The sequence below is a fragment of the Shewanella sp. 10N.286.52.E4 genome (assembly GCF_041468785.1).
Classification (GTDB): domain Bacteria; phylum Pseudomonadota; class Gammaproteobacteria; order Enterobacterales; family Shewanellaceae; genus Shewanella; species Shewanella electrodiphila.
Map to the genome: position 1 here is coordinate 1 of NZ_JBFRJJ010000024.1, position 24,767 is coordinate 24,767.

Consider the following 24,767-nt stretch of genomic DNA (forward strand, 5'->3'; position numbering starts at 1 on the left):
ATCCTTCACGACCCACCACTTTTCTGAAAGTGAGATTGCCCGTTTGGCTTTAATTCAGTTCCTCCTCTCAATATTTAACTTCGCTTTACACTTACTACCGTGATATTAAAAGTTACACTCTTCTATAAAACTAAATTAGTATCTACAGCTTTTAAGCATTCTTTTTCTTATCTTCACTTTCATTGCTAAACCTTTTTAATTTAAATATTTACCCATAACTCGTGTCATTCTTCTCTGATAATTTAAGTGGCTCCTCATCTACTTTTGTCTAATAGACCTATTGCTAATGTTGATTAGTTGTTAACTGGGTCATATTGCTATGGATGATAAGAACAGGGAGAGCATGATGAAACAAGCAAAAATTGGTTTAATAATAGGTATTTCGATGCTGGCATTAAGTAATGTGAGTTATGCGGATACTGACATGCAGTTTGGTGGTTATGTTAAAGCTGATGTGATGTTCAGTGATTATGGTAACGGAGCTCCAGACTCAGGAAGTTTATCTCGTCAGTTTTATGTTCCAGGTACTATTTATGGGGAAGCCGGCAATGGTAATCAAGTCGTCGACTTTCAAGCCCGTGAAACTCGATTTAATTTCAAAACCGTGTCTGATTTTGACGGCCATAAATTAACGGGTTTTATTGAATTAGATTTTATGACACACAGCGATGGTAACGAGCGTGTTTCTAATAGTTATTCACCTCGAATTCGCCAGGCATTTATTAGTTACGATAATTGGACCGTGGGCCAAACATGGACGACCTTCCAAAATCCAGGTGCATTACCAGAAAACTTAGATTTTGTTGGCGCAGCAGAAGGTACGCCGTTTGTTCGCCAAGCAATGATTCGTTATACCAATGGTGGATTCCAATTAGCGATTGAAAACCCTGAAACAACAGTTAACCAATATCAAACATCCTCTCGATTAACCAGTGGCAGTGGTATCGTACCTGATGTGGTTGCGCGCTATAACTTTAAGACTGAAGGTGGTACAGCGATTTCTGTTGCAGGTATTTTACGTCAGTTAAATGTAGAGCAAAATCTGAAAGATAGTGACGGTGATGTGACACAATCTATAGATTCAACTGAAATGGGTTATGGTGCGAGTATTGCTGGTGTTATCCCTGTAGGTAGTGATGATTTTAAATTTTCAGCGACTTACGGTGAAGGTTTAGGGCGTTATATGGCGCTTAACTATGCTAACGCTGGTAACCTTGATGCTTCAGGTGAAATCCAGACCATCAGTTCTTATGGTGGTTATGCTGCTTATCGCCACTGGTGGAATGATAAATGGCGTTCAAGTTTAACCGTATCAGCATTTAAAGCAGATAACGACACAATGTTATCAAGCGATCAAGTGAATGCCGAGTCTTACTCAAGCTATATTAACTTACTTTATTCTCCAACTAAGCCATTAACTTTTGGTGTTGAATATATGTATGCAATGAACGAAAGAGAAGATGGTAGTGATGGTGATTTAAGCCGAATTATGTTCTCAGCTAAATACGTTCTGTAAAACAGTTTACGTGTAACTTCTCCCCCCATGAGCTTTGTTACAACAAAAAGGGTTAATTCAATTGAATTAACCCTTTTTTAATGACGTGAATTATCAACTTTTTAAGTTGCTAATTAGCCTAACAAGTTGTTTGAACGAACATACTGTTCGAATTCAGTGTAACCACCTACGTGAGTTTCATCGACAAAGATTTGTGGTACAGTTTCAACAGGCTTGCCTACTGTTTTTTCTAAATCTGCTTTAGAAATGCCTTCAGCATGAATATCTACGTATTTGAATTTAAAATCGTCACGCTGCGCAGTTAATTTTTCTGATAATTCAACAGCACGAACACAATATGGGCAGCCTGGACGGCCAAAAATTACAACAAACATAGTGACTCCTTTTTTTGATTTGACGATTTATACCATAAGTTTTATTGAATTGATAATTTATACCTTACCCAATTAAAAACTGTTCTCATTGATTGTTTTATAACGGCCTTTGTAGTCAAAAAACTTTTCAACTAAATCCCATTTATTCTTGTGTTTTTTTAATAACAGCAAATCAGGAGTTTTAAAGTTTTCAGACGAAACGACTAATTCCTGAGGTGATTTATATTGTGGGTGTTTCATTCCTGGAGTGCGAGAATGAGGTGCAATAAAAATGGCGAATAGGGCGCGACGTTGAGCGGGTGTTTCCATTCTGAACGTTTGTTTAAAGTCATTGGCGTCAATATCAAAATACTGGACTATTAATTTATTGCCTTCAGCGACTAACTGCATTTCTTGGCATTTAAATAAATGATGATGCTGTGATGAAAGCACTTGTTTTAAGCGTTTGTCGGGATCAATCAAGGTTGATTGGCAAGTTTGACAAATACGCGCAGCAATATCATTTTCAGCGCCGCAGTCTGGGCACGATTTAGAGCGAAAACGAAAATCGCATTGATGTTTTTGAGTATCGTGAGCATTTTCGATAAGCCCTTGGCAGCGCCTACCAAAATGTTCAACGATATCACCGTCGCCATCAACTAGCCCCCAAAAGGTATTGGCAAATTGACATACAGGACAATGAACCTGAACTGGAACCGACTTGCTGTTAGTTTTTACTTGGCCGACTTCTGGGAAATATAAATCATAGCCATTTGCAGCGTAATCTATGACTAAGCAATCAGCTTTATTAGGCGCTAAACGTAATCCTCTGCCAATCATCTGTTGAAATAAGCTCACTGATGCAGTGGGTCTTAATATCGCGATTAAATCAACGTGAGGCGCGTCAAACCCTGTAGTTAATACCGCAACGTTAACTATGAATTTAAGTTGCTGCTGTTTAAAGCGGGAAATAATTTCATCGCGTTCAATATGAGGTGTATCAGCAGTAATTAAAGCGGCATCATCTGCCAGTAATTTAATGATTTCTTTTGCATGCCTAACTGTTGCGGCAAAAATGAGTACACCTTTACGGTGCTCTGCAAGTTGTAGAACTTGTTTGATAATTGCTGTGGTTGCACGACCTTGATGATTGAGCAAATCATCAACTTCTTTTTGGGGGAATTCCCCTGTTTCAGAAGGCGTGACTTGGCTAAAATCATATTGTGCACTTAAGCCATCAAAGATTTTCGGGGCGGTTAAATACCCTTGCTTGATTAGCGGACGCATAGGCAATTCAAAAATACATTGCTCAAATATTGGCTTTTCAGTATTGCCGACTTTACCGTGATAGTGGTGGCGAAAAATCCATCCTAATCCTAATCGATAGGGCGTGGCTGTTAAACCTAGCAGTTTAAGTTGTGGGTTTTGTTTTTTTAAATGTTCAAGTAGTTGCCAGTATTGACTATTTTCATCGTTACTGACTCGATGACACTCATCGATGATGACTAATGAAAACACTTGAGTAAATTTTTCAGGTGCCCGAGCTGCAGATTGCACACTGGCAACAACGGTTTTACCAACGGCTTTCTTTTGATTTAGACCCGCAGAATAGATACTGGTCTCTTCGGTGAGCAGAGCCACTTTTTCAGCATTTTGTGCCACTAACTCTTTTACATGAGTGAGTACTAGAACATTACCGCGAGCGATCCGTGCAAGCTCTGCAATAACAATGCTTTTTCCTGCACCGGTAGGTAAAACTAATACTGCTGAATCATTACTTTTCTTAAAGTGAGTAATAGCTGCATTGACTGAATCTTGCTGATAATCACGAAGCGAAATGGTTACTGACATAAACTCGTTGTTTTATAATAATTCAATAATTAGAAATATGAGTATGACCCATGACTGAATAGCTACTTTAGCATGGAAGCCCGCTAAATCAGGAGCAATGAGATTGCTAAAATGGTTATGTGACATAAAAAAGCCCCCTCAATTGAGGGGGCAATGAGAATCTGGTCAAGATTCTCTAGGTGGGTAGGACGTAAAAGGTTTTGAATAACCTCTAACAAATATTGTTAGCGTTATTCTGTTTTATTCAAACGTGATTCAATTAGGGTATCGATAACGGCTGGATCTGCCAATGTCGACGAATCACCTAAGTTAGTTACTTCATTAGCGGCAATTTTACGTAAGAATCGACGCATAATCTTGCCTGAACGTGTTTTAGGTAGACCGCCAGCCCATTGAATTAAATCAGGGGTCGCGAGGGCACCAATTTCTTTTCTTACCCATTGGCGAAGCCCTTGACGTAGCTCCTCGGTTTCTTCAACACCTTTGGTCAGAGTCACATAAGCGTAGATGCCTTGACCTTTGATGTCATGGGGGTAACCAACTACAGCGGCTTCAGCAACTAGCTCATGTGAAACTAGGGCACTCTCAACTTCAGCAGTACCTAAACGGTGACCAGAAACATTGATAACATCATCCACACGTCCGGTAATCCAATAATATCCATCTTCGTCACGACGTGCACCGTCGCCAGTGAAATACATACCTCTAAAGGTTTTAAAATATGTCAGTGCAAATCGGTCATGATCGCCATAAACCGTGCGCATTTGTCCAGGCCATGAGTCAAGAATGACTAGGTTTCCATCGACAGCGCCATCTAAAATGTTGCCCATGTTATCCACTAGAGCTGGCTGCACGCCAAAGAAAGGACGAGTCGCAGAGCCTGGTTTTGCATCAGTTGCGCCAGGTAACGGGCTAATCAAAATCCCGCCAGTTTCTGTTTGCCACCAGGTATCGACAATAGGACAAGACTCATGCCCAATGACTTCATGATACCAACGCCATGCTTCTGGATTGATTGGTTCGCCTACTGAGCCCATGACGCGTAACGAACTACCATCGAAACCTTCAAACTGTTCTTTACCTTCAGCCATTAATGCACGGATTAATGTCGGCGCAGTGTAAAGGATATTAACTTTATGACGGTCAATCATTTCACCTAAACGAGAAGGGCCAGGGGAGTTAGGAACGCCTTCATGAATAAGTACAGTTGCCCCGTTAGCTAATGGGCCATAAACCATGTACGAGTGACCTGTAATCCAGCCTACATCAGCTGTACACCAGTAGACTTCACCTTCTTTGTAATCAAAGACGTATTCGTGAGTCATTGAAGCGTAGACCATGTAACCACCAGTCGTATGTAAAACGCCTTTAGGGTTACCAGTTGAACCGGAAGTGTAAAGTAGAAATAGCGGGTCTTCTGCGCCCATTTCTTCTGCTTGGCAATGTTCTGATGCTGTTGCCATCACATCGCTCCACCAAACGTCACGACCCTCAACCCAATCGATGTCGCCACCAGTGCGATTAAGTACAATGACTTTTTCCACACAATCCACATCAGGATTATTCAGCGCATCATCAATGCTGCGTTTTAATGGGATTTTTCGTCCACCACGAACACCTTCATCGGCAGTAATAAGAACTTTTGAATTACCATCAATTACACGAGAGGCGATAGAGTCTGGTGAGAAGCCACCAAACACTACAGAATGGACTGCACCAATGCGAGCACAGGCTAACATTGCTACAGCCGCTTCAGGGACCATAGGCATGTAGATTGTAACGACATCACCTTTACAAACACCTTGGCTACGAAGGGCGTTAGCAAACTTACACACATCAGTGTGCAATTCGCGGTAAGTTATTTTACGTTGTTCAGTGGCATCATCGCCTTCCCAAATGATAGCAACACGGTCGCCATTCTTTTCAAGGTGGCGATCTAAACAGTTCGCTGATGCGTTTAATGTACCGTCATAAAACCAATTGATGGAAAGGTTATGATCATCAAATGATGTTTTCTTAATTTTGGTGTAGGGTTTGATCCAATCAATACGCTTACCGTGTTCTCTCCAAAAACCTTCTGGATTTACCACAGATTCTTGGTACATTTTCTTATAGGTATCGTTGTCTACCAGTGCGTTGGTTGCAAAATCTGCTGGTACTTTATAGAGAGACTGCGAGCTCATATGGCTTCCCTTTGTCGAATTTAGCGTTACGAAAGTATCGTCTGCAAGGTGAGGTTAACACTATTAGACCTTGGTCTAGTTTTAAAATATCCTTAATATTTAACCTGTTGCGCATGTTAGCATGGCATCAAATTGATACAGAATTATTGCCCAATTATTAAGCAAATATAATAAGAAGAGAAAGCCATGAATTTAACCTTAGTCGTTGCTGTCATTGCAATTTGCTATGTTTCTTTACTGTTCATCTTGGCATGGGGTGCTGAGCGGTGGTTTAGCAAGATCACCAAAAAGGTGCAGGTTTGGATATACGGCTTAAGTCTAGCGGTTTATTGTTCGTCATGGAGTTTTTTGGGCACAGTAGGTCAATCTGCAAACGATTTATGGTCATTTTTACCGATTTATCTTGGACCAATATTGATTTTTACCCTGGGTTTTGGGGTACTGCGCAAGATGGTTATCATCTCAAAAGCGCAAAATATTACCTCTGTTGCTGATTTTATTGCTGCGCGATATGGTAAATCTCAGACCTTAGCCGCCATCGTTACCTTAATTGCTTTATTTGGAATAATGCCTTACATCGCCTTACAACTTAAAGCGATGGTATTTAGTTTAAATCTTTTTCAACCCGATAATCAGCCACTCAGTCCTGTGAGTGTCCCTTTATTAATCACCTTCGTTTTAGCCATTTTTGCGATTTTATTTGGCACAAGAAAGCTAGATGCTACCGAGCATAATCCTGGCATGATGGTGGCTATTGCATTTGAGTCATTAGTCAAATTAGCCGCTTTTTTGATTGTTGGTTTTGTGATTACCTATGGTTTTTTTGATGGCTTTGGTGACATTTGGCAACAAGCATCAGAAAAAGACATTATTAAAAAAGGTAATTTGAATATTGTTTCATTTTTACCCGAAATGCTGGTGGGTATTGCGGCCTTTATGTGTATGCCACGTCAGTTCCACGTGATGGTCGTAGAGTGTGCTGAAGAAACTGTACTGAATAAAGCGCGATGGATATTTCCGCTATACCTCGCCATGTTTGGTTTGTTTGTTGCTCCGCTTGCTTTAGCTGGCACGTTATTGCTAGGAGATAACGTTGCTGCTGACACTTATGTGATTAATCTGCCGTTAGCACTCGATCAACCCGTGCTTGCGGTTATTGCACTACTGGGTACCTTATCTGCTGCTACAGGGATGGTCATCGTAGCGGTTGTGACCATTAGTGTAATGATAAGTAATGAATGGTTAGTCCCATTTATGCTACGTACTGGGCGCGTTAACGGTACCAATTTTAATCAGTTTGCTAGATTCTTATTAAACGCACGCCGTTTAGCCATCGTTATCATTCTGGCGTTAGGTTACTTAAGTTACCTATTGTTTGGTAATAGTGAGTCATTATCACATCTTGGTCAGTTATCTTTTGGTGCATTTGCGCAATTAGCACCGGCTTTATTAGGCGGAATGTATTGGAAGTATGGTAACCGCTCTGGGGTGTTTCTTGGTTTAGCGGTTGGCTTTTCGCTTTGGTGTTATATTTTATTTGAAGGCAGTGTCGGACTTGGCGGAGACACAGGATTATTAGCTTCAATCAGCCCTGAAGTTGCTGATACCTTGATTGCACTTTTAGCCAATGTAATTTGTTATGTTTTAGGTTCTTTATGGTTTAGAGCCGGTGTCGCTGAACGTATTCAAGCAAGTCACTTTATTAATCCTGGGGTTAATAAGCAGGGCGATAAAAAAGATGCTAACCGTAAACATGGTGCTATTTCACAGCAAGATTTATTAATCCTTGCGAGTCGATTTGTCAGTCCTACTCGGGCTTATGAGAGCTTTAGTAAATTTTCACCCGACGCAGTGCGCAGTGACTCGTGGCACAAAGTGGCAGGGGAGCCGCTTATTTCTCACACAGAACATATGCTGGCAGGTGTGTTAGGTGCTTCAAGTGCCTCATTGGTCATGGATTCTGTTCTACAAGGTCGTGACTTAGCTCTTGATGAAGTGTTCAGCTTAGTGGATGAAGCCTCTTCAAAAATCATTTTAAGCCAAGACATGCTTCGTGGTGCGATTGAGCATGCATATGAAGGTATGAGTGTTGTCGATAAAGACTTAAACCTTGTTGCATGGAACTTTAAATATGCTGAGCTGTATGATTATCCTGAAGGTTTTTTACAGCAAGGTATGCCGATTAGTGAAGTGGTTCGCTTTAATGCTGCTAGAGGTTATTGCGGTGAAGGAGATATCGAAACTCAAGTTGATATTCGGGTGCAACACATGCGTAATGGCACAGAGCATACTTCTGAGCGTCAGCGCCGTGATGGCAAAGTCATTAAGATACAAGGTAATCCAATGCCTGATGGTGGCTTTGTAATGACCTTTACTGACATTACGCAATATCGCCTACAAGAAAAAGCATTAATTGAAGCGAATGAAACCTTAGAAACTCGTGTGCAAGAGCGTACTTATGAACTGGCGATGCTTAACAGTGAACTGCTTGAGGCTAAAGCCCAAGAAGAGCTTGCTAATGCCTCGAAAAGTCGTTTCTTAGCAGCTGTTGGTCATGACTTGATGCAACCTTTAAATGCCGCTCGATTATTTACCGCTTCGCTTGCTCAATATCCAAATTTGGATTTGGAAGGTAAAACCACCATTTCGCATATTAATAACTCTTTGCGCACAGCTGGTGAGCTATTAACGGATTTACTCGATATTTCTAAGCTTGATTCAGGCATGGTCGAAGTTAATCGCCGAGATTTCGCATTGGGAGAACTGTTAAATGGTTTAGCAGTAGAGTTTGAGGCGATGGCGAAAGATAATCAAATTCGATTTAACATGATGCCTTGTAATGCCACGATTAATTCTGATTTATCCTTATTAAGACGTATTTTACAAAACTTCTTAACCAATGCTTATCGTTACGCCAAAGGTGGTCAAGTATTGCTTGGTTGTCGCCGCCGTGGTGATTTTGTTGAGATCCAAGTATTGGATACAGGCTGTGGCATTGACGAAAACGAAACCGAAGAAATCTTTAAAGAATTTAAACGGCTAAATCATCCTAGTAGCCGTAATGTCAGCGGATTGGGGTTAGGGTTGGCGATTGCAGATAGAATAAGCAAAGTACTCGACCATCAAATTCAAGTGAGCTCAAAGCTCGGCCAGGGCTCTGTATTTTCGATAATTGTGCCCCTTGGAGAAACGGTTAGCGAGAAAGTGATAAAGCCAGTACCAACATTAACTCAACCGTTAGCGGGGGTGAAAGTGTTATGTATTGATAATGAAGAAGCTATTTTAGCAGGGCTTGAAAGTTTATTAACCCGCTGGAAATGTGAAGTGGTTTGCGCCTCTGATTTAGCCGATGCACGTATTAAGCTGGGCTTAAAAGGCGTGGCACCAGATATTGTGTTAGCGGATTATCACTTAGATAATGACCAAAATGGCGTGGATGCGATGGACGGTATTCGCTCTCGTTATGGTGAGCATCTACCTGGCATTTTGATTACAGCCAATACTAATAAAGATCTCGTTGATGATGTTCAAAAACGTGGCTATCACTATATGGCGAAAATGGTAAAACCCGCAGCGCTGAGGGCACTTATTTCAAGCCTAGTAAAATAAAATTTTTAGACAATAAGTCACAGACTTAAGTATGGAAAAAATAAATGAAAGGATGAAGAATGATTACAGTCTTTGGGGATGAAAAGTCAGGTAACTGTTACAAAATTAAGTTAACTCTAAGTTTACTCAACATAGACTATCAGTGGAAAAACGTAGACTTACTTAAAGGGGAGACGCAAACCTCTGAGTTTTTAACTAAAAGCCCACAAGGTAAAGTCCCCATTATTGAACTGCCTGATGGCAAAATATTGGCTGAATCAAACGCAATCATTGGTTACTTAGCTGAAGGTTCGCAGTTGATCCCTCAAGATACATTCGACAAAGCATTAATGTATCAATGGATGTTTTATGAGCAATACACACACGAACCTTGCATCGCAGTGGCGCGTTTTATTCAGTTTTATCAAAATATGCCTGCTGAACGTCAATCTGAATATATTGTGTTACATGAGAAAGGTGAGCAGATATTAAGTTTGCTCGATAAAGAACTTCTGGCTAAGCCGTTTATGATAGGGGAGCAATTTACTTTGGCTGATATTGCCCTTTATGCATACACTCATGTTGCTCATGAAGGCGGTTTTGACTTGTCAGTATATCCCAATATTCAAAACTGGTTATTTAGAATCACTGAGCAAATTGGGTATGTGGCAATGATAGACTAAGGGATATTACAAGCATAAAAAAACCTTACCGAGTGTGACTGTTCAAACAGTGACACCCTAGTAAGGTTATTTGAGTCAGTTTTAAATTATTTTGCTAGTTTAGCGAAGTAATCAAAAATTACTGGTACGTCATTCTGACCCATACCTGCATCAACCGCTTCTTGTAAGCTTGTTGAAGTACCTTGAGCGATTAAAGACTTAGTACCTAAGTCTTCACACATTGCAAGGAAGTAACCAAGATCTTTGTTTGCGTTAGCAACAGAGAAACCTAATTTTTCTTCACCGTCTACAGCGTAGAACTTACAGAACTGCATGAAAGGTGAGTTAGAAGGACCAGCTGACATAATGTCAAACAGTTGTTGTCCGTCAACACCAGCAAGTTTTGCTACAGCAAATGCTTGAGACATAGTTGCAACGGTTGTCATGCCCATGAAGTTGTTAATTAACTTCGTAGTATGGCCAGCACCTAATGCACCTAGGTGGAATACATTCTCGCCTTGCTCTTCTAAAAGCGCTTTAACTTTGTTGAATGTTTCCATTTCGCCAGCAGCCATGATGTTTAACAGACCATCTTTAGCGTGTGCAGGAGTACGACCTAAAGGTGCATCAATCATGCCTGCGCCTTTTTCTGCTAGTGCAGCACCGATTTTCTTAGTAGAAGCAGGGATAGAAGTACCGAAGTCAACTAATACAGATCCTTCTTTAATACCGGCTAAAACACCGTCATCACCGTAAACAATTTTTTCAACAACAGCTGAAGTCGTTAAACAGAATTGAACAACGTCACTCGCTGCTGCTAGTTCTTTTGCTGAAGTAAAGGCAGTTGCGTTACCACGGTCAATAACACGAGCAACAGCTTCTGCACTAAGATCCATTACATTGACTTGATAACCTCTCTTTTGAAGGTTCTCAACCATGTTGCCGCCCATAAGGCCAAGTCCGATGAAACCAATGACAGGCTTTGTCATATCTAACTCCTAAATATATTGGTAAATGCTATCCGAATGCTAATAAAATCTAGCATCTAGAATAGGCGTGCTAAGTTATTTTTATAAAGCGATGACTGAATTTCAGTGTTGGCTTTATATATTCAATTAATGATTCGAATACTTTACTTACTTCTGATTTTTTAATTGTATTACAATAAGACTGTAAAGCCAAACTATTACTGACCAATTATCTTAATTGGTTTACCAATTTGTGATTTTGTGATGTTGGTTGTTTTTTGAAGTAAACAAAGTGGTGTGGCTATTTGTATTTATTTAAGAGAGCCCATTAATGTTTAATAGGCTCTCTTCGAAGGTGTGGCTAAATTAGAATCTAGCGCGTAGACCTAGAGTGTAACGACGATCTGATTCACTGTATTTCCATACTGAACCTAGCTCAGTTGTGTACTCAATTGGTTCACCTGTTAAGTTCACAACGTTACCGACAACAGCAAAGTGTTCATTGATATCCCAGCTAGCAGAGAAATCAAACTGACCACGGGCTTCACGGTAGTTGTTACCCACAGTTGCATCAAAGTTGTCTGCAGTAGGGTCATTTTGGTTAAATACGTTATAACCTAAAGCACCCACTGTTTGAACACGTTTTTCAGCTTGTGAATATAAGTAACGGTCACGCCAGTTGTATGCTAAACGGAACTGAAGATCTTCATTTTCCCAGTAAATTTGACCGTTAGCCGTATTTTCTGAAATATTTAGAAGAGGGTTACCGTCAGGCTGTGCACTATCTGCATAGGTATAGTTGGCATTAACACCAAAACCAGACCAGAAACCAGGTAAGAAGGTAAACTGCTGTTGATAAGCTAATTCAATACCTTTTACTTCACCGCTACCGCCATTAACGTCAGTATCGATTACGATACCCGTTTGGCCAGCCGCTTTTTGTTGGTCAACGTAAGCTAAACCTTGATCTTCTGTAGCAAAGTTAACATCGCCTTGGCTTTGTCCTGCTGTGTCGAGTAAACAAATGTTGCCCCACTCAGTGGTGTTTTGACCTGAGACAGTGCTTGCATCTGCTAAACAGCTGCTGTCAGTTTGGGTAAATGAGTTAACATCTTTATAGAAAAGTGCAGCAGAAACTAGACCACCGTCTCCAAAGTAATGCTCAACCGAGAAATCATATTGCGTTACACGGTATGGCTCAAGTTGGTAAGAACCTTGAGTACCAGTCACTAACGAGTTATCAATTGATAATGCAGGGCTTAATTCATCAAAGTCTGCACGACGCATTACTTTAGCAGCTGCGAAACGCATTAAGGTTTCGTCAGTTAACGTATAAGTTACGTTTAAGCTAGGTAGGAAATCCGAATAATCATTTTTACCTGTATCTAAAACTTTATTACCATCAGCATCAACCGATGCAACAACACTTGATTCAAGTTCTGTTTGAATATAACGACCACCGAATACCGCTGTTAGGTCGTCGAAATCCAAATGGAATTGAGCATAAATCGCGCTGGTTTTCTCATTAATTTCTTTATATGCACCATTATCTTCTACCATGTTGTCAGCTAAAGAGCCGTTCATAGCATAAGACGTGCCTGCAAGCATTTGCTTAACAAGTTCATAAGTTGCTTCAGTATTTTGCAACTGATCAGCATCGTAAACATTGTATGTTAATAAATCGTTTTGACCGTTCACACCTGTTTGATCAAATGAGTTATTTAAATTGACAATGTTCATGCTGTCGCTAAGAAGCGCATTATCAATCCAGATTGGCGCAAAATTACCATTATCATCAACGGCTTTCTTATATGAATCTTTTAGCGTGGTATTGCCATTAATTGGCTTAAGATCATAACGATTAGCTGTGTAGTCTCTATCAGTAAAGCGAACACCAGCTTTAACCGCTGATACCCAATCTACACCGATATCAGACATTTTAAAGTCAAAGCGAAGTGCTTGCTCTTCATTGTCTGTTTCAAGTGTTTTGTGGAAAAATTCACGGAACACTAAGTTATCAGGGTTAGTTAACATACCCGAGTCGGCATACATATAACCAGGAATGCCGCCACCTGAATAAGAGCTACTCGTACTGGTGTGAGTCACTAAATCAGTTGTAGGATCGGTACGTTCGATAGGACGTAGGTTGAATTCGTTTGCTGTTTGTTTTTCTTCAGATTTTGATAAAGAGTACTCAGCAGAAATTTCAATTGAATCTGTTAAGAACCATTCACCGCCAATAGCGTGTGAAGTGGTATCCGATGTAGTGAAGTCACTCCATGTTTTTGGAATCACTAATACGCCATCTAAATCGTAGTTATGTAACTCACCATTACTATCATAGTATGAATCACTTCTAGCGACGCTAGAACCGCCCACGTCAAGAATAGAGTACGCTGATTGACCACCGTCAAGCTTTGTGGCATTCAAATCAAGATAAATATTAGCTTCTGCACTCACAGGTTCCCATTGTAGCGAGATACCATAAGCAGTACGTTCACGTTCTTCTGTTTTTTGCTCTACTGTATTCTGAGTACGACGCAGGTATTTACCATTTGGTCCACCAGAATCATCAGCAAAAACGTCACCATCAATGTCAATATTGTCTTGTAAATCTACTTTGCTAAAAAACTCATCACGGCGTAATTCACGATCTAGATAAGCTAAGTTAGCTGACGCACCAAATGAACCCGCATCACCGAGGTCCCAGTTATTACCAATACCCATAGAGAAATTAGGTGCTGTATTTTCTGTTTTGTCTGCGTATTCACCGTCTAACGTTATCGCTACTAGAGGCTCTGAAAGTTCTAGTGGACGAATCGTTTTCATGTTGACAGTACCCCCCAAGGCACCTTCAATCATGTCAGGAGTCGGTGACTTAATTACTTCTACTGTTTTTAAGAAACTTGATGGGAAGTCATCTAACCCGATACCGCCACGGCCAGCGCCAGCAGTTGAACGGCCATTAAGTAGTACAAGGTTTTCTGATACACCACGAATTGTGACAGATTCACCAACACCAAAGTCAGTGCCAATTGAAACACCTGTAATACGTTGTAATGCTTCTGCAATGTTGTTATCTGGTAGCTTACCTATGTCTTCAGCAACAATAGCGTCAACGATACGATCATCAGTTCGTTTCATTAAGTTTGCCGCTTTTAAACTACCGAAGATACCTTTAACAGCAATCACTTCGATGTCATCAGTATCTGCTTGTTCAGTTGGTTCTGCAGCGTAAGCTGGTAGTGTTAACAGTGCTGTTAATGCAGCACCGAAAATCGATATATTAGTCGCTTTACTTTTAGTGTCACTAAACATGGCACTTATTTTATTCAGCTTCATAATTCCCCCAAGAATGGTATCAGGTCATACATTACCCTTTGGTATGACCAATTGTTGTTGTTTTTATCAACAGTAACATTTATATAACAAGGGTAATTCGAATGCAACCTATTATTACCAAAATGTTCACATTGGTATACCAAGGTCTAATCTTTCTTGGTTTGTCGCTATTTATGAACGATACTGGCTGTTCTTTAGTAGTGCTAAGACAGGGGCCTGTTCTGAGCTATATTCTGGCTCATCTATTTGTTTTTATGGGGTTTAATCTTTATCGGCGGTCGTGCTGTAGATGTGGGGCTTTGATAGTTTAAATACAGTTGTCTAAATTTTGGTAATGTATCAACCTACGTATTGGTAATACCAGTTGGTGTTGTTTTTATTACAGAACTTATTCACGTAGTCCTAGATTTTAATTGAAATAAATCAAGTTTAAATTAGGTGATGTTGTAAAAAGTACTTATAAAACAGGTGTTAAACTCATATTTAAAAACTTGCAATTTCAGGCAAGGATTTTTCAAACTTGTAATAATGTAACGAACCTGTGAAAAATTAACATATTGGTGCTCAATATAAATAGTTGTTAAACATTGGCAGAGGGATTAATTGCGGAACTCAATATCAAGTTCAGCAATTTAGTTAATGAGATTAGTTTTTAGTTAATGCAGTCTCATTTGTTAGCAAAATAACGTGTAACGGCAGGTTGGTAAGGGGTATCAATCCCGACGTAAGCAGGTCCAAAAGCTGAAAGTCCGCGCTCAGTGGTGAACTCTTTAGGTGCGGGAAGTACTACAATGGCCACGTTCATCTGTTTATGATAATTAGGATTGGTAATAGGGGTTAAGTTATCCATATCTAAGCTGCAAATTAAGTCAGGAATAGTGATATCAACCTTGTCATTGACCCTGGCCACAAGGTTCTCATTTTTTACTTCGATATGGTAACGGTTGTTCTTATATTCACCCGTTCCGTCAATAAATACTTCGCCTATAGTAAAGCCATCTTGGGTTTTAAAGTTAAAATCAGTGACCACGCCTCTGAATGCCACATAACCTTCACCGTGACTTGCTATCGCAGTCGCAATATCTTCGCTTTGTTCTTTGGCTAGACGATAAGCTTGACCAATCGCTAATGATTTAGAAATTGTTCCTTTAATGACGGCATTTTTTACTTGCTCAATGGGCATAGCATGATCAATCGCGGCAATGTCATTGCGACTAATCATAGATAAAGCACGGACAACGCTTTCAGCGCGTAAATCATCTACGACATTTTCACAGATAAAACACTCACCAAACTCATTAGCTGTGACTATTGGTGCTGCTGGAATATTATTAAAATAGTAAGTTGAATGGGTTATCTCTGGCACTGCTCGTCCTGCTACATCAGCATCAATAATATAGCCATTTGCCATTGCAGCAACGTAGAATGAGATAGCGGTATTTGAACCGCCTAATTCACAACAAATGGTGCCGTAGAATTCATCGCCCGTGTATTTTTCTAAGCGTCTGAAAGCGGTCATGATTGAGCTGCTATTTGACTTAGGCAGACGCGTATATTCCTGCTCTTCCTCTACTGTGAGTGGTGATAATGCACCGAGCATATAAGGAGTGCAGATTTTTTTACCTGTTGGCACATCATCAACACTGACTAAGTTAAAGGTTTTACCTTCTGCGAGTGCTTTATCAATATAATAGAAGCCCTCGTCAAGCTCACCACCCCCACCAGTTCCTAAAATAGCGCAACCGTGCAATATGTCTGATAAGTCTAATCGAGTCAGTGTTTTCATCGTATACATCTCTTAAGCTATAGGTTAAGGGAAAGTCAAAAGGGGCTAACCGCGTTAATGTTAGGGACTAGCTAAAAAATATGTTTTCAAAAGTGGCGACTACACAAAACAAATGATGGTTTAGTTTGAGCGAGACAAACGATTTTTTTGCCAAACTTTCATCAATAGGTAATAACTCGGCATTGTGATGATGATTGCATCGCACACTTCAATTCCAGTAAAAGTGAAATAACCGTTATTGACGAGTAGCGAGGTCGAAATACCAATTCCCCAAGCTATAACGGCTAAATAATTTATTGCAGGTAAATGAGAAATTTGTGCTAATTGATAAGTTTTTTGTCTGCGAAGGATAAAAAAATCGACGACATAAATAGCAGCAACAGGCGTGAAAATGATCGATAAACTAAATAAAAAGTCGGTAAAGTTTGCTAATAGATTGAATGAAGCAACGATAGTACCCAGTACACCAGCCACTACGATAATTTTCCATTCTTCCCAGTTAGCATTAATGGCATTAAATCCTAATGCTGCACTATAAAGGTTAACTACATTAGTGACCCAGCTGGACATGATTAATAATATAAAGGCTAATGTACCAATTCCAAGCGTAAGCATCACTTGTAAAATGTCATTTTGCTGAACTGCTAAGCCAGCCATTGCCGCAGCAATATACACAAATGTATTGAGCAGTAAAAAGGGCAGGAATGAGGCGACAACAGTATCGGTTTTGGTTTTAGCGAATCGAGTAAAGTCAGGCATCAGTACCACACTGACGATAAAACTTCCGACCACGGCGGATACAGCCTCACCAAAACTAAGTGAAATAGTGTCCATTTGGTTAGTCTGTGCTGCAGTTTCTGTCGCGGGGATCACGTAGCCAAAACTCTTGTAAAGCATATATGCGGTCAATATAAACAGTACGGGAACAAACAAACTGGATACTTTTTCAATAAGCGAAAAGCCCCAGATAGTGGTCAGCGTAATAAGGACCCCTGCAGAGATCTCTAACGCCCAGATAGGAAAGGTAAAATTAAACATTTGCAGTATTAAGCTTTGCGATACTTCGCTAAACAAATTGATGTTAACGCCGTACCAGCCAAGTAAAGACAAGACAAATGCCAAAGTAAGCAGGTTGGCGCCTTTTGTACCAAACACAAACTTCATCGTCATACATGATGCTAAGCGGTTATGCATGCCTACTAAGCCCGTTATCGCACCGAGCACAGATAGAATGACACCACCTATTAAGAATGCATAAATACTTTGTGTTATACCGAGTGCGCCGCCTAATTCTAAGCCAGTAATGAGTCCAGGAACAGCAAAGGCAAGACCGCCATTAATCATTCCAATACGGATGCCACCTACGGTTTTATGTAAAGGAACAGGGCTGGTGGCATAGTCGTCAAGTAATCCATCATAATTTGATTTATCAGCATTTGATGGTGTCGAGCTTGACTGACTATTTGGTTGTACTGGCTGATTTACTGACATGAACCCTCGACAGGCCTCAATTGAGGCCTTTGATTTAATGATTAATGAATTAGAAGTTATATATTGCTTCGATACCATAGGTACGAGGTTTGTTTGGCATACGTGCTAAGTCAGTTACGCCATCCCCATAAAAGAAGATATCTTCAATTGTGCGTTCATCGGTAAGGTTATTCACATAAAGTTGTACTGTCCAATCGTCAGACTGTAAACCAACGCCAGCGTTAATAGAGGTGAACGTTGATGAAGTGACATCGGGAATTTCAATATCAAAATATTGTGGCCCCTGTACTTGAATATCTGCTCGCGAAACGATTGACCAATTAGCCCCAATAGGGAAGAAGTGGTTAGCTGAAAGTGTATAACTGTATTCAGGCACCCACACTTGTGAGTAGCCTTCAAGTTCAGGCCTATCAGAGAACTCTTTAATTTCAGAATCAATAATGCCAGCATTAAAACGCACATCAAGATTCTCTGTCGCAGCCCAACCTAATTCAACTTCTGCACCTTTGGTTTCTACTTTATCAATAGCAAGATTTTCTAGGGTAAAGCTATCAACATTAAATTGGGTAATTTGCGCATCAGATTGTGAAATCATAAAGATTGCACCGTTTAAGGTTACTGTATTTGAAAATAATGTCGTTTTAAAACCCGCTTCATAGCTATCGGATACTTCTTGATTAAATACGCGATTAATTCCTTCTGCTGGTTCATTAAAACCGCCACTTCTAAAGCCTTTTGAGTAACCAGTATAAAGTAATAAATCTTGGTTCATTTGATAAGCTAAAGTGAATTTAGGTTGCCACTCACTGAATGTATCTTCAGCAAATGTGTCTACTGGATAATTAGGATCGTAAGACTCTCGCTTGTCATTGTCGTATCTAAGCGCAGCAGTCAACTCAAGTTTATCGGTAATGTCATAGTTGATTTGTCCTGATAGTGCCCAGGCTTTACTGCTATTTTTATCAGCAATGGTCAGATAAATCATATCGTCAGTAAAGTCATCTCTCTCTAACGGGACATCACCTAAGAAATCGTCGAAGAAGTTAATGGTGTTATCACGTTTTTTGTCTTGATAAAACGCAGATACTGCCCATCTTAATGGTTGGTCACTTTGAGAAGTGAATCGAGATTCCACCGTGAATGATTTCACATCAAATAGGCCTTCAGTGCCAAATGGGGCACGGAAAAAGTCTTCTTCGTCAATAAAGGTTGGATCAGCCGAGTAATCACCATCGTAAAAGTGATTGTTCTCAGAGCTGCTATAGGCTGTGATTAAGTCGAATGTACCAAGGTCGTAGTGTTGAGTTAATTTTGCACTGACTTCATAAACATCACGTTGATCGTTATTACGAATATTTTGAGAGGTTGGAATATCAAAATCTTCAGCAGTTTCCTCTGTTACACCTTGATAATAAGCAAAACCCGCGTCGCTGGTGGTGTATCTGCCGCGAAGGTTTAAACTGGTATCGTCAGTTAATTCGAACTCTAGCTGACCAAAAACCGAGTCTTCGGAAAAGTAATCTGCTTGTTCATCTAAAAATACATTATCAATTAAACCATCTGAATTTTTGGTGTAGCCACCGACGCGAAAGAAAGCGCTACTGTCATCATTTAATGCACCAGAGACGACACCATTTAAATTATAGGTGTTGCCATTACCGTATGAGCCTTTTAGCGTACCTTCCAACTCTTCAGTTGGTTTTTTTGTGGTCACAATGACTGCGCCTCCGATAGCGCCTTTACCGTATAGCGCACCTTGGGCACCACGCATCACTTCGATACGTTCTATATCAACTAAGTCTTGGTTGATAAACTCTAAATCAGGGGCTGTAACGCCATCGACGACAAACGCTAATGGCGCATCTCCTACCTGTGGGGTGATGAGGCCTCGAATCGTAATACGCGCTAAACCAGGGCGAAAGTTATCTAATTGGCTTAAGTTTGGGGTCAGATCAGCAACATCACGAAAGTTTTCAATGCGCTGATTTTGGATCATATCACCACTGAATGCGGTAACAGAGTCAGGTACATTTTGCAGGGTTTCCACACGGCCACGAGCGCTTACTTCAATTCGCTCAATACCAGTATCAGCATTGCTCGATTGTTGCTCTTCTGCCGAATGAGCAATATTAATAAATGATAAACTGATGGCAGAGGCTAAAATTGTTTTTGAAAAAAACTGACGATGGCTGTGGTTCATGTGTTTGCCCTCATAGGCTGATATGCATAAATATGTAAATATTGTGCATGTGTGATATCCGTTACAACCATTGTGGCGCTTTGTGGAAAAATAATATTTTGTAATGCTATTTAAATGCAGTGAAAAATTATCGCTTTGAGATAAAACTAACGAAATTTTGCAACCAAATGAGAGATAATCCATTATAGGCAAGGTAAATATAGGCTTAGGTTTCTGAAAATGAAAAAGAAAGTAAAAATTGATAGTTACAATAAGAAAATTTTGGCCACACTTCACCTTGAAGGCGATCTCACTAATATCGAATTAGCCGATAAAGTCAGCTTATCACCCAGTGCGTGTTTTCAAAGAGTCAAAGCACTGAAAGAAGCAGGTTATTTTAGAACCTTTCACGCTGATGTGAATTTAGAACAAATTTGTGAACACGTAATGGCATATGTCGAGTTTACCTTATATGACAACAGTGCGCCTTCTAGCCGCCGATTTGTGAGTGCGATTCAAGACATTCCAGAATTTATGGACTGCATGCAGCTAAGTGGTGATGTGGATTATATGTCCCTTAGTTGTTTTCCAAATATCAAAAAGCTTAATGAAATTTGTACTGAATTATCAGATCGCCCAGAGTTAAGCATTAAAAATATTAAAACCCGTATCGTATTAGAGCGCAGTAAGTGGTTTTTAGGTTACCCATTAGGCAGCCTTAAATGGCTAGATGATAATGCGCAAGAGAGCGAATCAGCTTAATAACTGAACTTTAATATGGTTTATTGTGACACAGGAATTAATGTCCTCAGAACAATTATCATAGTTATTCACATTAGATTGTTTATTATTTAAAACTGTCGCAGATTCTGGTTAGGATTTTTGGGTTAATGACTCTTTATACAGAATAAGTTCAGCGTAAATTTGTTTGCTAAATCGATAAACCATAATTTTTCATTCTAAATGAAAAGACCCGTTATCAAAGCTGATAACAGGCCTTTAATCTAGCCGTATTTAACTTTTGACTGGCACTATTTACTGGCATGAATTGCAGAGATTAAACACAGCCAGCATTTCAAAGTCAGAATAAAAACAAGTCAGTTATGTTAAAAGGCAGCCGTTACTGCAATTTTGTCATTAAAAAAGCTAGCCATTACTAAAAGTATCACCACTGCTTTGTTCTTGAGTAATATCTGCAGCAATGGTTTTCATTGCTGTGGTCAGCTTAGTAAGCTGAACTGAGCTAATGGTGTAGGGCGGCGTAATGTAGATAACATTGCCAAAGGGTCTTATCCATACTCCAAGTTGAATAAAGGCTTGCTGAAGTGCGCCGGTATTAATTGCACTGTCCATTTCAATCACACCGACAGTGCCAAGCACTCTCACATCTTTTACATGTTGATAATGAATAGCCTCTGCGAGTTCAAGTGTCATTTGCGATTCGATGTCGCTGACTTGTTGTTGCCACTTGCCCGTTTGTAATATGGCTAAACTGGCATCAGCAGCGGCGCAAGCTAATGGATTTCCCATGAAAGTAGGGCCATGCATGAAGACTCCTGCAGGTGAGTCACTTATGCCGGTTGCGACTTCATCTGAACAAATTGTTGCGGCGAGACTAATATAACCACCCGTTAACGCTTTACCTAAACATAAAATATCAGCTTCAATATTGGCATATTCATAGGCAAACAGCTTACCTATACGGCCAAAACCGGTTGCTATTTCATCTAAAATTAACAGCACTTGGTATTTATCACACAAGGCGCGTAAAGCGACTAAGTAATCGGCTGAGTAAAAGTGCATTCCGCCAGCAGCTTGCATGATAGGTTCAATAATAAGGGCGGCAATCTTGTGGTGATTTTCTATTAAAATCGCTTCTAATTCATCTGTATCACCACTGACCAACGCCTGATTAAAGTCTGATTGCGGCGCAGGGGCAAATAATTGCTCAGCGACAGCATTGCCAAACATAGTATGCATACCATTATCAGGATCGCAGACACTCATGGCTGCAAACGTATCGCCATGATAACCACGTTTAACGGTGAGCAATTGTTGTTTCAATGGCTGGTTTTTACCTTGCCAATATTGCATGGCCATTTTCATGGCAACTTCTACAGCAATCGAACCTGAATCGGCTAAAAACACTTTAGTCAGATTTGGACTGGTCATATCCACTAAGCGTTTACACAAGTTAATTGCTGGTGCATGGGTAATACCGCCAAACATCACATGGCTTAATGTGGTTAATTGATGCTGCATGGCTTCAATAATTTCAGGACGATTATAGCCATGAATACAAGCCCACCAAGAGCTAGTGCCATCAACAACCACTTGACCATCAGATAAGGTTAATTCACAACCATCGGCTGAGTGAACCCCGGTGACTTTTGCGGCATGGCTCATCGAAGTATAAGGATGCCATATATGTTGCTTATCGAAAGCAAAGTCGATTTCAGAATTAATTGTCGAGTCAGAGTGTTGAGAATTTGAGTTGTTCATATTTTAACCGTTAGTCAAGGTGTGGTGCTTGCTAGCATTGACAGTTTAAACGCTGAAGGTATCCTAACCCAATATAAAGTGAATACAAAATGAATAAAAAAGGATTAATCATGTCATCGTCAGCGATCCGTCACGACTGGACTAAAGCAGAAATTGAAGCACTATTTGCTTTACCAATGAATGATTTACTGTTTAAAGCTCACAGTATTCATCGTGAAACCTTTGATCCTAACGAAGTGCAAATTAGTCGTTTATTGTCGATTAAAACCGGTGCTTGTCCTGAAGATTGTAAATACTGCCCGCAAAGTGCGCGCTACGACACGGGTCTTGAAAAAGAGCGTTTATTGGAAATCGAAAAAGTGATTACCGAAGCGAAAAGTGCCAAAGCTGCAGGGGCATCACGTTTTTGTATGGGAGCAGCTTGGCGTAACCCGCGTGAACGTGACATGCCTTATTTAACTCAAATGGTGAAAGATGTTCGTGCGTTAGGCATGGAAACCTGCATGACCTTAGGCATGTTGTCACCTGATCAAGCTGATGAATTAGCTAGTGCAGGTCTTGACTACTACAACCATAATTTAGACACCTCGCCTGAGTACTACGGCGACGTTATCACGACTCGTACATACCAAAACCGTATTGATACCTTATCAAATGTTCGTGCATCTGGCATGAAGGTCTGTTCAGGGGGGATTGTGGGTATGGGTGAAAAAGCCACCGACCGTGCAGGGTTATTACAGCAACTGGCTAACCTTGAACAACATCCAGATTCAGTACCTATTAACATGCTTGTTAAAGTAGCAGGCACACCATTTGAAAAAATTGATGATTTAGACCCACTTGAATTTGTGCGCACGATTGCAGTGGCGCGCATCATCATGCCTAAATCTCGTGTACGTTTATCTGCAGGTCGTGAGAACATGACCGATGAACTGCAATCTATGTGTTTCTTTGCTGGTGCAAACTCGATCTTTTACGGATGCAAGTTACTGACAACACCAAATCCTGAAGAAAACGATGATATGACTTTATTTAAACGCTTGGGGTTACATCCTGAGCAAGGTCCATCTGCTGATATCGAATCAGACAGTGCTTTACTTGCCAAAGCAAATGCCAAAAAAGATAAAGCAACTCAACAGTTCTTTGATGCTGGCGCAATTTAATCGTTAATAGGTTTTGATATGGTAAGTCATCCAATTTTAGATAAAATCAGTCAGCGAATGCTGCAGCTGAATAATGATGGCTTACTCAGAAAGCGTAAATTGTCTAACGACAATAGCAAACCAAGCGTTATCGATTTTAGCCATAATGATTACCTTGGATTAGCGAGTGCCAATGAAATGGTTGATGCCCTTACACAAGGGGCAACAATCTATGGCGTAGGCAGTAAAGCCTCACCGTTAGTATCAGGTTATAGCCAAGCACATCTTCAATTAGAACAGAGTTTATGTGAACTCACTGGACATGAAGCAGGACTACTTTTTTGCTCAGGCTTCAGCGCCAATCAAGCGTTAATTAAAACTTTATTTGATGCAAATAATGTAGTGATTGCCGATAAGCTTATTCACGCATCAATCATTGATGGAGTAAGAGATAGCGGGGCAGTCTTTAAACGCTTTAAACATAACGATTTAAATCATGCCAAGCAGCTACTCGAACGCAATCCCGATAGCGTGGTTATTACCGAAAGTGTCTTCAGCATGGATGGTGATAAAGCGCCATTAAAGTCGTTTCAGCTTTTGTGTCAGCAGTATAATAGTTTGCTTGTGGTTGATGATGCCCATGGCTTTGGGGTCACGCCAACTCAAACCAATGGTAAGTTTTGCGATATCCAAGTGGTGACATTTGGTAAAGCACTTGGTTGTCAGGGCGCAGCCATATTAGGTCCCAAAGCAGTGATTGATTTTATGGTTGCTCAGTCTCGCCAATATATCTATTCAACAGCGTTATCACCTGCCAGTGCATATTTGGCACTAGCAGCAGTAAAATTAACCCAAGAACAACCACAAAGGCTTGAAGCCTTGAATGCCAATATTGCCGAATTTAGGCAGGCTTGTGGCAAAAACAATATTGAACTCACCGATTCAACCACTGCTATTCAACCTGTTCTCATTGGTGATAGTAATAAGACAGTGTTAATAGCGAGCAAACTTTTTGATTTAGGCTTTGCAGTTGGGGCGATAAGGCCACCGACAGTACCAGCAGGGCAAGCAAGGCTTCGCATTACAATTAACGCGCAGCATAGTCAGCATGATATTGCTGAATTGGTTTGTGTATTAGCCACCTTAATTTAATTTTTAAGCATACTTTTATGATATAAGCATACTTTTATGATAAATGTATCGT

General features: G+C 40.3%; 15 protein-coding genes. 6 read left to right on the forward strand and 9 right to left on the reverse strand.

The genetic code is table 11. The features are described 5' to 3' along the window. Nucleotides 1–346: 346 nt before the first annotated feature. On the forward strand, nucleotides 347–1,516 hold the full coding sequence (locus AB4153_RS13990; protein WP_229368304.1) for a DcaP family trimeric outer membrane transporter: 1,170 nt from the start codon (nucleotides 347–349) through the stop codon (nucleotides 1,514–1,516). A 113-nt stretch (nucleotides 1,517–1,629) separates the two neighbouring features. On the opposite strand, the gene AB4153_RS13995 is transcribed toward AB4153_RS13990, so the two are convergent. The 3 genes from AB4153_RS13995 to acs form a co-directional block, all read right to left on the reverse strand. Continuing rightward, nucleotides 1,630–1,890 (reverse strand): GrxA family glutaredoxin, encoded by a 261-nt coding sequence (locus AB4153_RS13995; RefSeq protein WP_102528371.1) that lies wholly within the window; start codon nucleotides 1,888–1,890, stop codon nucleotides 1,630–1,632. Between the two features lie 72 nt (nucleotides 1,891–1,962). After that, the gene (locus AB4153_RS14000; RefSeq protein ID WP_371997868.1) at nucleotides 1,963–3,720 is read right to left on the reverse strand and encodes a DEAD/DEAH box helicase family protein; all 1,758 of its coding nucleotides are present in this window, start codon (nucleotides 3,718–3,720) and stop codon (nucleotides 1,963–1,965) included. A 230-nt stretch (nucleotides 3,721–3,950) separates the two neighbouring features. Then, entirely contained in the window at nucleotides 3,951–5,903 is a 1,953-nt protein-coding gene (gene acs / locus AB4153_RS14005) for an acetate--CoA ligase (RefSeq protein WP_102528372.1), read from the reverse strand. A gap of 186 nt (nucleotides 5,904–6,089) precedes the next feature. Between acs and AB4153_RS14010 the strand changes: the two genes are divergently transcribed. Beyond that, the gene (locus tag AB4153_RS14010; protein ID WP_371997869.1) at nucleotides 6,090–9,512 is read left to right on the forward strand and encodes a NahK/ErcS family hybrid sensor histidine kinase/response regulator; all 3,423 of its coding nucleotides are present in this window, start codon (nucleotides 6,090–6,092) and stop codon (nucleotides 9,510–9,512) included. 59 nt (nucleotides 9,513–9,571) lie between these two features. Then, nucleotides 9,572–10,174, forward strand: a complete 603-nt coding sequence (locus AB4153_RS14015) for a glutathione S-transferase family protein (RefSeq protein WP_371997871.1) — start codon at nucleotides 9,572–9,574, stop codon at nucleotides 10,172–10,174. An 86-nt stretch (nucleotides 10,175–10,260) separates the two neighbouring features. Here the strand turns inward: AB4153_RS14015 and AB4153_RS14020 are convergent, their stop codons facing one another. The 5 genes from AB4153_RS14020 to AB4153_RS14040 form a co-directional block, all read right to left on the reverse strand. Further along, complete coding sequence (locus AB4153_RS14020) at nucleotides 10,261–11,142, reverse strand: NAD(P)-dependent oxidoreductase (RefSeq protein ID WP_371997873.1); 882 nt, start codon at nucleotides 11,140–11,142, stop codon at nucleotides 10,261–10,263. 345 nt (nucleotides 11,143–11,487) lie between these two features. Next, the gene (locus AB4153_RS14025) at nucleotides 11,488–14,463 is read right to left on the reverse strand and encodes a TonB-dependent receptor (protein WP_371997875.1); all 2,976 of its coding nucleotides are present in this window, start codon (nucleotides 14,461–14,463) and stop codon (nucleotides 11,488–11,490) included. Between the two features lie 667 nt (nucleotides 14,464–15,130). Further along, nucleotides 15,131–16,249 (reverse strand): DUF917 domain-containing protein, encoded by a 1,119-nt coding sequence (locus AB4153_RS14030; RefSeq protein ID WP_248955388.1) that lies wholly within the window; start codon nucleotides 16,247–16,249, stop codon nucleotides 15,131–15,133. A 120-nt stretch (nucleotides 16,250–16,369) separates the two neighbouring features. Then, on the reverse strand, nucleotides 16,370–17,740 hold the full coding sequence (locus tag AB4153_RS14035; RefSeq protein ID WP_371997876.1) for a cytosine permease: 1,371 nt from the start codon (nucleotides 17,738–17,740) through the stop codon (nucleotides 16,370–16,372). 49 nt (nucleotides 17,741–17,789) lie between these two features. Next, the gene (locus AB4153_RS14040) at nucleotides 17,790–19,940 is read right to left on the reverse strand and encodes a TonB-dependent receptor (RefSeq protein WP_371997877.1); all 2,151 of its coding nucleotides are present in this window, start codon (nucleotides 19,938–19,940) and stop codon (nucleotides 17,790–17,792) included. A 219-nt stretch (nucleotides 19,941–20,159) separates the two neighbouring features. On the opposite strand from AB4153_RS14040, the gene AB4153_RS14045 reads away from it, so the two are divergent. Further along, the gene (locus AB4153_RS14045) at nucleotides 20,160–20,681 is read left to right on the forward strand and encodes an Lrp/AsnC family transcriptional regulator (protein WP_371997879.1); all 522 of its coding nucleotides are present in this window, start codon (nucleotides 20,160–20,162) and stop codon (nucleotides 20,679–20,681) included. A 384-nt stretch (nucleotides 20,682–21,065) separates the two neighbouring features. Here the strand turns inward: AB4153_RS14045 and bioA are convergent, their stop codons facing one another. Beyond that, on the reverse strand, nucleotides 21,066–22,421 hold the full coding sequence (bioA, locus tag AB4153_RS14050) for an adenosylmethionine--8-amino-7-oxononanoate transaminase (RefSeq protein ID WP_371997880.1): 1,356 nt from the start codon (nucleotides 22,419–22,421) through the stop codon (nucleotides 21,066–21,068). A 110-nt stretch (nucleotides 22,422–22,531) separates the two neighbouring features. On the opposite strand from bioA, the gene bioB reads away from it, so the two are divergent. Both bioB and AB4153_RS14060 read left to right on the forward strand, forming a co-directional pair. Next, nucleotides 22,532–23,584, forward strand: coding sequence for a biotin synthase BioB (gene bioB / locus AB4153_RS14055; protein ID WP_102528380.1), 1,053 nt, complete (start codon nucleotides 22,532–22,534; stop codon nucleotides 23,582–23,584). Between the two features lie 18 nt (nucleotides 23,585–23,602). Next, nucleotides 23,603–24,715, forward strand: coding sequence for an 8-amino-7-oxononanoate synthase (locus AB4153_RS14060; protein ID WP_371997882.1), 1,113 nt, complete (start codon nucleotides 23,603–23,605; stop codon nucleotides 24,713–24,715). The last annotated feature ends 52 nt before the right edge of the window (nucleotides 24,716–24,767 follow it).

Coding starts and splice junctions, on each gene's coding strand:
- AB4153_RS13990 (WP_229368304.1), top strand. CDS start 347: ATGAAACAAGCAAAAATTGGTTTAATAATAGGTATTTCGATGCTGGCA.
- AB4153_RS13995 (WP_102528371.1), bottom strand. CDS start 1,890: ATGTTTGTTGTAATTTTTGGCCGTCCAGGCTGCCCATATTGTGTTCGT.
- AB4153_RS14000 (WP_371997868.1), bottom strand. CDS start 3,720: ATGTCAGTAACCATTTCGCTTCGTGATTATCAGCAAGATTCAGTCAAT.
- acs (WP_102528372.1), bottom strand. CDS start 5,903: ATGAGCTCGCAGTCTCTCTATAAAGTACCAGCAGATTTTGCAACCAAC.
- AB4153_RS14010 (WP_371997869.1), top strand. CDS start 6,090: ATGAATTTAACCTTAGTCGTTGCTGTCATTGCAATTTGCTATGTTTCT.
- AB4153_RS14015 (WP_371997871.1), top strand. CDS start 9,572: ATGATTACAGTCTTTGGGGATGAAAAGTCAGGTAACTGTTACAAAATT.
- AB4153_RS14020 (WP_371997873.1), bottom strand. CDS start 11,142: ATGACAAAGCCTGTCATTGGTTTCATCGGACTTGGCCTTATGGGCGGC.
- AB4153_RS14025 (WP_371997875.1), bottom strand. CDS start 14,463: ATGAAGCTGAATAAAATAAGTGCCATGTTTAGTGACACTAAAAGTAAA.
- AB4153_RS14030 (WP_248955388.1), bottom strand. CDS start 16,249: ATGAAAACACTGACTCGATTAGACTTATCAGACATATTGCACGGTTGC.
- AB4153_RS14035 (WP_371997876.1), bottom strand. CDS start 17,740: ATGTCAGTAAATCAGCCAGTACAACCAAATAGTCAGTCAAGCTCGACA.
- AB4153_RS14040 (WP_371997877.1), bottom strand. CDS start 19,940: ATGAACCACAGCCATCGTCAGTTTTTTTCAAAAACAATTTTAGCCTCT.
- AB4153_RS14045 (WP_371997879.1), top strand. CDS start 20,160: ATGAAAAAGAAAGTAAAAATTGATAGTTACAATAAGAAAATTTTGGCC.
- bioA (WP_371997880.1), bottom strand. CDS start 22,421: ATGAACAACTCAAATTCTCAACACTCTGACTCGACAATTAATTCTGAA.
- bioB (WP_102528380.1), top strand. CDS start 22,532: ATGTCATCGTCAGCGATCCGTCACGACTGGACTAAAGCAGAAATTGAA.
- AB4153_RS14060 (WP_371997882.1), top strand. CDS start 23,603: ATGGTAAGTCATCCAATTTTAGATAAAATCAGTCAGCGAATGCTGCAG.